Annotated in this window: 6 protein-coding genes; 4 read left to right on the plus strand and 2 right to left on the minus strand. The window is 71.5% G+C overall.

Annotated elements, in window-relative coordinates; all coding sequences use genetic code 11:
- The first annotated feature begins 90 nt into the window (after nt 1–90).
- Together BN1056_RS00500 and BN1056_RS00505 are read left to right on the plus strand one after the other, a co-directional pair.
- Entirely contained in the window at nt 91–1,326 is a 1,236-nt protein-coding gene (locus tag BN1056_RS00500) for a DNA glycosylase AlkZ-like family protein (RefSeq protein ID WP_210578224.1), read from the plus strand.
- Between the two features lie 218 nt (nt 1,327–1,544).
- Nucleotides 1,545–2,732 (plus strand): N-acetylglucosamine-6-phosphate deacetylase, encoded by a 1,188-nt coding sequence (locus BN1056_RS00505; RefSeq protein ID WP_244671418.1) that lies wholly within the window; start codon nt 1,545–1,547, stop codon nt 2,730–2,732.
- 67 nt (nt 2,733–2,799) lie between these two features.
- Here BN1056_RS00505 and BN1056_RS00510 read toward each other — a convergent pair whose 3' ends face one another.
- Both BN1056_RS00510 and BN1056_RS00515 read right to left on the minus strand, forming a co-directional pair.
- The gene (locus tag BN1056_RS00510; RefSeq protein WP_210578227.1) at nt 2,800–3,357 is read right to left on the minus strand and encodes a mycothiol transferase; all 558 of its coding nucleotides are present in this window, start codon (nt 3,355–3,357) and stop codon (nt 2,800–2,802) included.
- Nucleotides 3,358–3,497: 140 nt separating this feature from the next.
- The gene (locus BN1056_RS00515) at nt 3,498–4,043 is read right to left on the minus strand and encodes a zinc ribbon domain-containing protein (protein WP_210578229.1); all 546 of its coding nucleotides are present in this window, start codon (nt 4,041–4,043) and stop codon (nt 3,498–3,500) included.
- Nucleotides 4,044–4,382: 339 nt separating this feature from the next.
- On the opposite strand from BN1056_RS00515, the gene BN1056_RS00520 reads away from it, so the two are divergent.
- Together BN1056_RS00520 and BN1056_RS00525 are read left to right on the plus strand one after the other, a co-directional pair.
- Entirely contained in the window at nt 4,383–5,378 is a 996-nt protein-coding gene (locus tag BN1056_RS00520) for a 1,4-dihydroxy-2-naphthoate polyprenyltransferase (protein WP_210578231.1), read from the plus strand.
- A gap of 411 nt (nt 5,379–5,789) precedes the next feature.
- Nucleotides 5,790–6,968, plus strand: a complete 1,179-nt coding sequence (locus tag BN1056_RS00525) for an ABC transporter substrate-binding protein (RefSeq protein WP_210578233.1) — start codon at nt 5,790–5,792, stop codon at nt 6,966–6,968.
- Nucleotides 6,969–7,006: the final 38 nt, after the last annotated feature.

Here is a 7,006-nt window from a genome sequence, read left to right on the forward strand (position 1 = left end):
CCGGCGGCGCGGGACCGGGCCCGAGTCACGGCGCGTGCGGCGTTCCCTCCCCGTCGTGCCGCACCCTCGCCGGGCGCTTAGCATCTGTCCATGCCCGCCACCCGCTCCGCAGCCCCGCGCGAGATGTCCTACCTGCGCATCCTCGCCCAGGGGCTCGTCCCCGCCACCATCGCCCCCGACGTAGTCGAGGCGGTGCGCCGTCAACTCGCCGTGCAGGGGCAGCAGCCCTCCGCCGTACCGCACGCGCTGATTCTGCGGGCCGACGGCGCCACGGGCTCGGCAGTCGACGCCGCCTTCGCCTCCGGGCGCCTGGTGCGCTCCTGGCCGATGCGCGGCACGATCCACATCACCACCGCCGCCGACCACCACTGGCTGCGCGAGGCACTCATGCACCGCTCGGACGCCTGGACGCGACAGACCGAGGCGCGTCTGGGGATTGACGACGCCGTCCTGGGGCGCGCCGCCGATGCCGCGTTGGGGCTCATCGGCCGGGAGGGGCCGGTTGCCCGCACCCGGCTGATCAGGGCCTGGCAGGATGCCGGCCTGCTCGATTCCGACCCGGCCGCCAGCGGTTCCTGGCGGCGGCGACACCTGCTGGTGCGGTTGCAGCGTGAGGGGCTGCTGGTACAGGGGCCCCGGCGCGGCAACGAGCACCTGATCATGGACGCCCGTGACCTGCCCGGCGCAGACACCGGCCCCGGCGGCAGCGGGGGAGCCGCTCACGGCGCCGCCGGACACCGCGCCGCCTTGGCGGAGATCGCCCGCCGCTACGCCACCAGCCACGGGCCGGTGAGCGCCGCCGACCTCGCCCGCTGGACCACCCTGCCGCAGGCCGAGGCCGCCCGGGCCCTGGAGGACGCCGTCGAGATCACGAACGCCGCCGACTACCCGGTGGACCCGGCCACGGCCCGCGTGCCGCTGGTGCGCGCTCGGACCGAGGGCGGGCTGCGGGGGAGCGTACGGCTGCTCGATGCGGGTGTCGGGGTGACGTCCGGGCGCGACGTGCTCTACCTGCGCGCCGACCTGCCCGAGCTGCTGGAGGCGAATCGGCGCGCCGTCGCCCGCACGCTGTTCCTGCCCTCCTTCGATGAGCTGCATGTGGGCTACAAGGACCGGTTGTGCCTGACCGACGCCGCCGGGGAGCGGCTGATCTGCCCGGCGAGTAACGGCATGTTCCGCCCGCTGCTGGTGGACCGCGGACGGGTGGTGGCCGTGCGGCCCGTGGGGGAGGGGCTGCTGTGGGCCGACGGCGCCCGCCGCTCGGCCCGGCTGGAGGCCGCGGTGGACCGGGCGGTGCGGCGTGTGGAGCGGCGTCTGAGCCACTGAGTGGCCCGGATGTGGCCGTCTCATCCGCACCAACCCCGCGAGACAGCAGACGTCTGATGTCTGCGTGGTTTATGCGATAGACTCACGGCATGAGCAACGCCGCCATGCCCGCCGACTCCGCGTCGGCCTCCTCCAATCCGTGCTCCACCTCGGCCTCCGCGGGCTCCGCCGCGGCACCGGTTGCCCCCTCGGCGCTGCGCGGCCGGGTCGTCACCCCGATGCAGATCATCGACGACGGCATCGTCGTCCTCGCCGAACGCCACATCGCCTGGGTGGGTCCGGCCACGGAGGCCGCGCGGGCGGGCTGGGCGGACCTGCTCGCCACCGCCCGCAGCGCACCGGCGGGCGGCTACCTGCTGCCCGGCCTGGTGGACGTGCACTGCCACGGCGGCGGCGGCGAGTCCTTCCCCAACGCGGAAACCCCTGCCCAGGCCATGACCGCCGTCCGCGAGCACCGCCGGCACGGCACCACCAGCCTGGTCGCCTCCTGCGTCACCGCCGCCCCGGAGGTGCTCAAGGCGCGCACGCGAGTACTGGCCGACCTGTGCGACGCCGGGGAGCTCGCCGGGATCCACTTCGAGGGACCATTCGTGTCCGTCGAGCGCTGCGGCGCCCAGGACCCCACCTACATCACGGACCCCGATGCCGCCCTCGCCCGCGAGCTGATCGCACTCGGCCGCGGACACGTGGCCACCATGACGATCGCCCCCGAGAAGCCGTACATCACCGGCGACGACGGCGTGGTCGCCGCGCTGATCGACGGCGGCGCGTTGCCCTCCTTCGGGCACACCGATGCCGAGGCCGCCCCGGTGCGCGCCGCCCTGGCCGACGCCTCCGCCCGTATCGCCGCACGCGCTGAGGCCGGCGCTCCGGTCCGCTCCGCCCGCGCCACCGCCACCCACCTGTTCAACGGCATGCGCCCCATGCACCACCGCAAGCCCGGACCCGTGCCGGAGTTCCTCGCCGCCGCCGCGGGCGGGGAGTGCATCGTGGAGCTGATCGGCGACGGCGTCCACCTGGACCCCGCCATCGTGCGCGACATGTTCGAGACGCTGGGGCGGGAGAACGTCGTGCTGATCACCGACGCGCTCGCCGCCGCCGGCGTGCCCGACGGCGACTACGTGCTCGGCTCCCAGGCCGTCACGGTTTCCGGCGGGGTGGCCCGCCTGACCGAGGGCGGGGCGCTGGCCGGCAGCACGGCGCACCTGCTCGACGTCGTGCGCACCACTTGGCGCGGCGGGGTTGACCTGGTCGACGCGGTCTTCGCCGCCTCCTGCCAGGGCGCTGAGATCCTCGGTGACGACTCCATCGGCGCACTGGAACCCGGCCTATGGGCCGACGTCGTGGTCACCGACGCGGACCTGCGCCCGGTGACCGTGATCCGCCGCGGTGAGGTCGTGGACTGACCCGTGGGCCGGGCGGCGTGCAGCTAGTGCCGGTTCGGGCCGTCCCCATCGGGGCCGCGGGAACTGGTCAGCCGGGCAGGCCCAGGAGCCTGTGGGTGTAGACGGCCTGCCCGGAGTGCTGGGCGGCGTCGTCGATGATCGAGGCCAGCCGCACCCCGCGAGTGACCGGCGGCGTCCAGGCCCGGTCAATGACCTCTTCAAGCGCCTGCGGCGACAGAGAACGCAGGTAGTCGCGCGCCAGGGAGTAGGCGGCGTCGAGGTAGTCGGTCAGAACCGTCAGGTCGGCCACGCGCACGAGCGCGGCCTGAGCCGGTGTGTGGCGCCAGTCCTCGGTGTCGTCCGGCAGCGGCAGAGCGAACCGTTCCTTGAAGCCGGCGGCGGTCCACAGCATTTCGGTGCCCGCCAGGGCGGAGATCTGCATGTCGATCTCGCGGGCGGTGTGCCAGGCCAGCCAGCTGAGGGAGTCGATGCGCGGAGCGAGCTCCGGGGTGGGTTGAGTGTTCGCCTGTTCCACGGTGACCCCGTTCAGGGCGCGGTCGAAGCGCTCGCGGGAGCGATCCAGTGAGGCCTCCAGCAGGCCGAGGTAGGGATTGGTGTTCGTGGGGGAGTCGGTGTGCTCGCTCATGCCCCCACCGTAGGGGCGGGCCGGGATTATGACCAGTGACTCGTTGCCACGGAGTCAGGCCCGGGCTCTGACTCGTAGCGGGCGCGGCCGGACCGGACGGTGTGCTTGCGGGCAGAGTTGCGTGCCGACCTCGAGCGATCTCAGATCGGTTGGCCGCAGTGGGAGCAGAAGGTGGCGTCCTCGGTCTCCAGGTATCCGCAGGAGCGGCAGCGCAGCCGGACCACCTCGGCCGGGGCGCCCGCCGCCTTGGAAGAGCCGCCGAGTGCGGTCTGCAGGGTAGGAACCTCCTCCAGCCGCATCTGATCCTGGGCGCCTTCCGAGCGCTTCCACGGTTCGGCGTCGCGGGCCTCTCCCTGGGGCGACAGCACCACGCCGGAGCCGGCCAGACCCTCCTTGCCGACGCGTCGGATCCACTGGCCGATCCCGATCAGGATGAAACCGACGAGTGAGACGGGGAAGGACCGGAACATGCGGCCGATGTCTTGGCCCGTGTCCGAAGTACCGAACCCGGAGAAGGCGCTGAAGCCGATAAAGAAGACGCTGAAGAACATGATCAGTCCCACGCCCTGGAGCACGGCCCCGCCGTAGTAGGCGGCCTTGCGCCAGGTCGGCACGTCATAGCTGCGCGGCCGTCCGCCGTTGTTCGTGTACGGGGACTGCTGGTCTGGCAGGGGACCACTGGTCATGAGAGGACCTCCGAATGGTTTGCGGCGCTTCACCCTAACCGACCGCCCACAAAATCACGAATCGGGAACGGGAGGTAATGCGAGTCTCTCAGAGGTCCGCATCCATGCTTCGAGCACGAGGACTTCGAGCACCCCCTGCGGCAAGGCGATGCCCCGGATTGGCCGACGCGGTGACACGAAATGCACCACTTTCGCCGTCCCTGTAGGTGCAGATCACCGCTTGACCCGCGTGATTACGGGGTTTCCTGGTGTGGCGCGAGCGGTCCGCGCGGGAAAGTGGTGCAGATTGTGACACTTTGCTCTGCGAGTAGGCTCTGCCCGTACCGGAGAAAGGAAACCATGAGCGAGCGGCAGGCGTCGGAAGGCAACCGATCCACACGGCGCGGTGGTCAGAGCCCCACGGGCCCGGCCGCCACCAGTTGGATGGAGGTCGTGCGCCTGCGCACACTGCCCGCTGCCGTCGCCCCGGTCATTCTCGGCGCCGGTGCCGCCGCGGCCCTGGGCGGTTTCTCGCTGGTGCGCACCCTGCTGGCCGCGGGCGTGGCCCTGGCGCTGCAGATCGGCTCCAACCTGGCCAACGACTACTCCGATGGCGTGCGCGGCACCGATGATGACCGCACCGGTCCGCCCCGGCTCACCGCCTCCGGCCAGGTCGCTCCGCGCCGCGTGAAGTACGCGGCCTTCGGGTGTTTCGGCCTTGGCGCGCTGTTCGGACTGGCCCTCGTGGCGCTCTCCGGTCAGTGGTGGTTGGTGGCAGCCGGCGCCGCCGCGGTCGCGGCCGCCTGGTTCTACACCGGCGGCTCCCACCCGTACGGCTACATGGGACTCGGCGAGGTCTTCGTATTCATCTTCTTCGGGCTCATGGCCACCGGCGGCACCGTGTACGTGCAGACCGGGAGCGTGCCCGGGTGGGTGTGGCTGGCCGCGAGCGGGATCGGCCTGATCGCCTGCTCCCTGCTGATGGTCAACAATCTGCGGGACATCGACACCGATCCGCAGCACGGCAAGCGCACACTGGCGGTGCGCCTGGGGGAGCGCGGCGCGCGGCGGGCCTTCGTCGTCATGGTGTGTACCCCGGTGGTGATGGCCGTCCTCGTGCCGGTCTGGGCGCGCGCCGACCTGACTGCGGGGGCAGCGGAGCCTGGCTCGGTGTGGAGGCTGCTCGCCCTCGTCGCGGTGCTGCTCGTGGTGCTTACCGCCATGGCTGCTCGCACGCTGCGGCCGGTGCTGGCCGGGGCCACCGGCCGGGCGCTGATCCCCGCGCTGCGCGACGCCGGTCTGTACGAGCTGGCCTACGGCGTGGTCCTGGCCGTCGCCCTGGTCGCGCTGGTGTGAGATCGGCCGGAGTTCGGCCCGACAGTTTGCACGGCTCGGATCGCGAGGGCTAGCGTCCGGGCCATGGCTGACACTCACCTGATGACCCGGACCGCTGGCAGCGCCCAGGCGCTCGCGGTCATGTGTCAGGTGTGCATGTGTCGGTGCTGTCAGGCACGCTGACCCTGTCCGTGAGGCGCGACGCCCGCCGCTAGCCCGACTCAACCCCAACTCAACTCCGCGCGACTTCTGCACCATTCGGAGCCCCGCCGGGGCGCATACCCGACCTGGATCGAGCGCCGCGGAAACCTTGGGACGAGCCATTGCTGCCGCCGTCCGCCTGTGCCTGACAGCGATCCTCCCTTTCGGACAACGCCATTTCCGTCCGCAGCCGCGCAACGATCACGTCGATGCGCCTTGAGGAGAACCTCCATGTCCACTCCCTCCAACCCCGTCAACAACCCCGAGCACACGCCCGACTCGCCCCCCGAACCCCAGGTCGGCGGCACCCCTGATCCCCAGGCCGGCGACGTCACCGCCGAGAACGCCGCCGACATCCTCGCCGCAGACGACACCGACGCCGCGGAGTCCTCCAAAACCTCGCGCCTTACCCGGCGGCGTTTGCTCACCGTCGGCGGACTCGCCGCCGCGGCCGTGGCCGGCGGGGCTGCCTGGCTGACCCTGCGGCGCACCAACTCCGGCGTCGTCGGCGCCGCCGAGGAGCTGCCGCTGGTCATCGGCGGCGACATCTGCGCCGCCCCGCTGTACGCCGCCTACCACCAGGGCTACTTCGACGACGCCGGCCTGAACGTCACCCTCGCCCGCACCCAGCGCACCGAGGACACCAAGGACGCCCTCAGCGCCGGGAAGTACATCGGCGCCCCCGGCATCTTCTTCTCCTGGCTGGAGCCCATCTACAACGGCATCAACGCCAAGCTGACCGCGGGCTTCCACTCCGGCTGCCTGGAACTCGTGGTCAACAACGACTCCCCGATCTCCTCCTACGCGGACCTGAGGGGCGCCACCATCGGCGTTCCCTCACTGTCCTCCTCGGCCTTCGCCTACTTCTCGATCGGCCTGGCCAAGGCCGGTATCGACGTGGACCCCGAGCACGGCGACATCACCTGGACCACCATCGACGAGGACTCCCTGGGCACTCGCCTGACCAACGGCGACGTCGACGCCATCATGGGCTCCGACCCGGCCCCGCTGCTGCCCGTATTCAACGGCACCGCCCACGTGATCGAGTCCAACGAGTCCGAGCCCTTCTGCTGCTCGGTGGCCCTGAACGGCGACTTCGTCGCCAACCGACCCGACGACGCCAAGGCACTGACCGAGGCGTGGCTGAAGGGCTCGGACTACCTGGCCGCCTCCGAGGCCAACCGCAAGGAGATCGCCAAGCTCGAGGTCGACAACAACTACGTGGCCGCCGATCAGTCCCTGGTGGAGCAGGTGCTGGAGACCTACGGCTGGGAGGCCTCGGCCACCGCCTTCCGCGAGGCCATCGAGCCGGGTATCGAGGACTTCAAGCTCACCGGCTACATCGACTCCAGCATCTCCGCCGCCGAGCTCGCCGACACCGTCTACGCGGACCTGGGGATCAACCGGTGAGCGCCGCATCCCGGACGAGCGTCGCGGCGGGGCAGCCC

The organism is Actinomyces succiniciruminis (assembly GCF_900002405.1).
Lineage (GTDB): Bacteria > Actinomycetota > Actinomycetes > Actinomycetales > Actinomycetaceae > Actinomyces > Actinomyces succiniciruminis.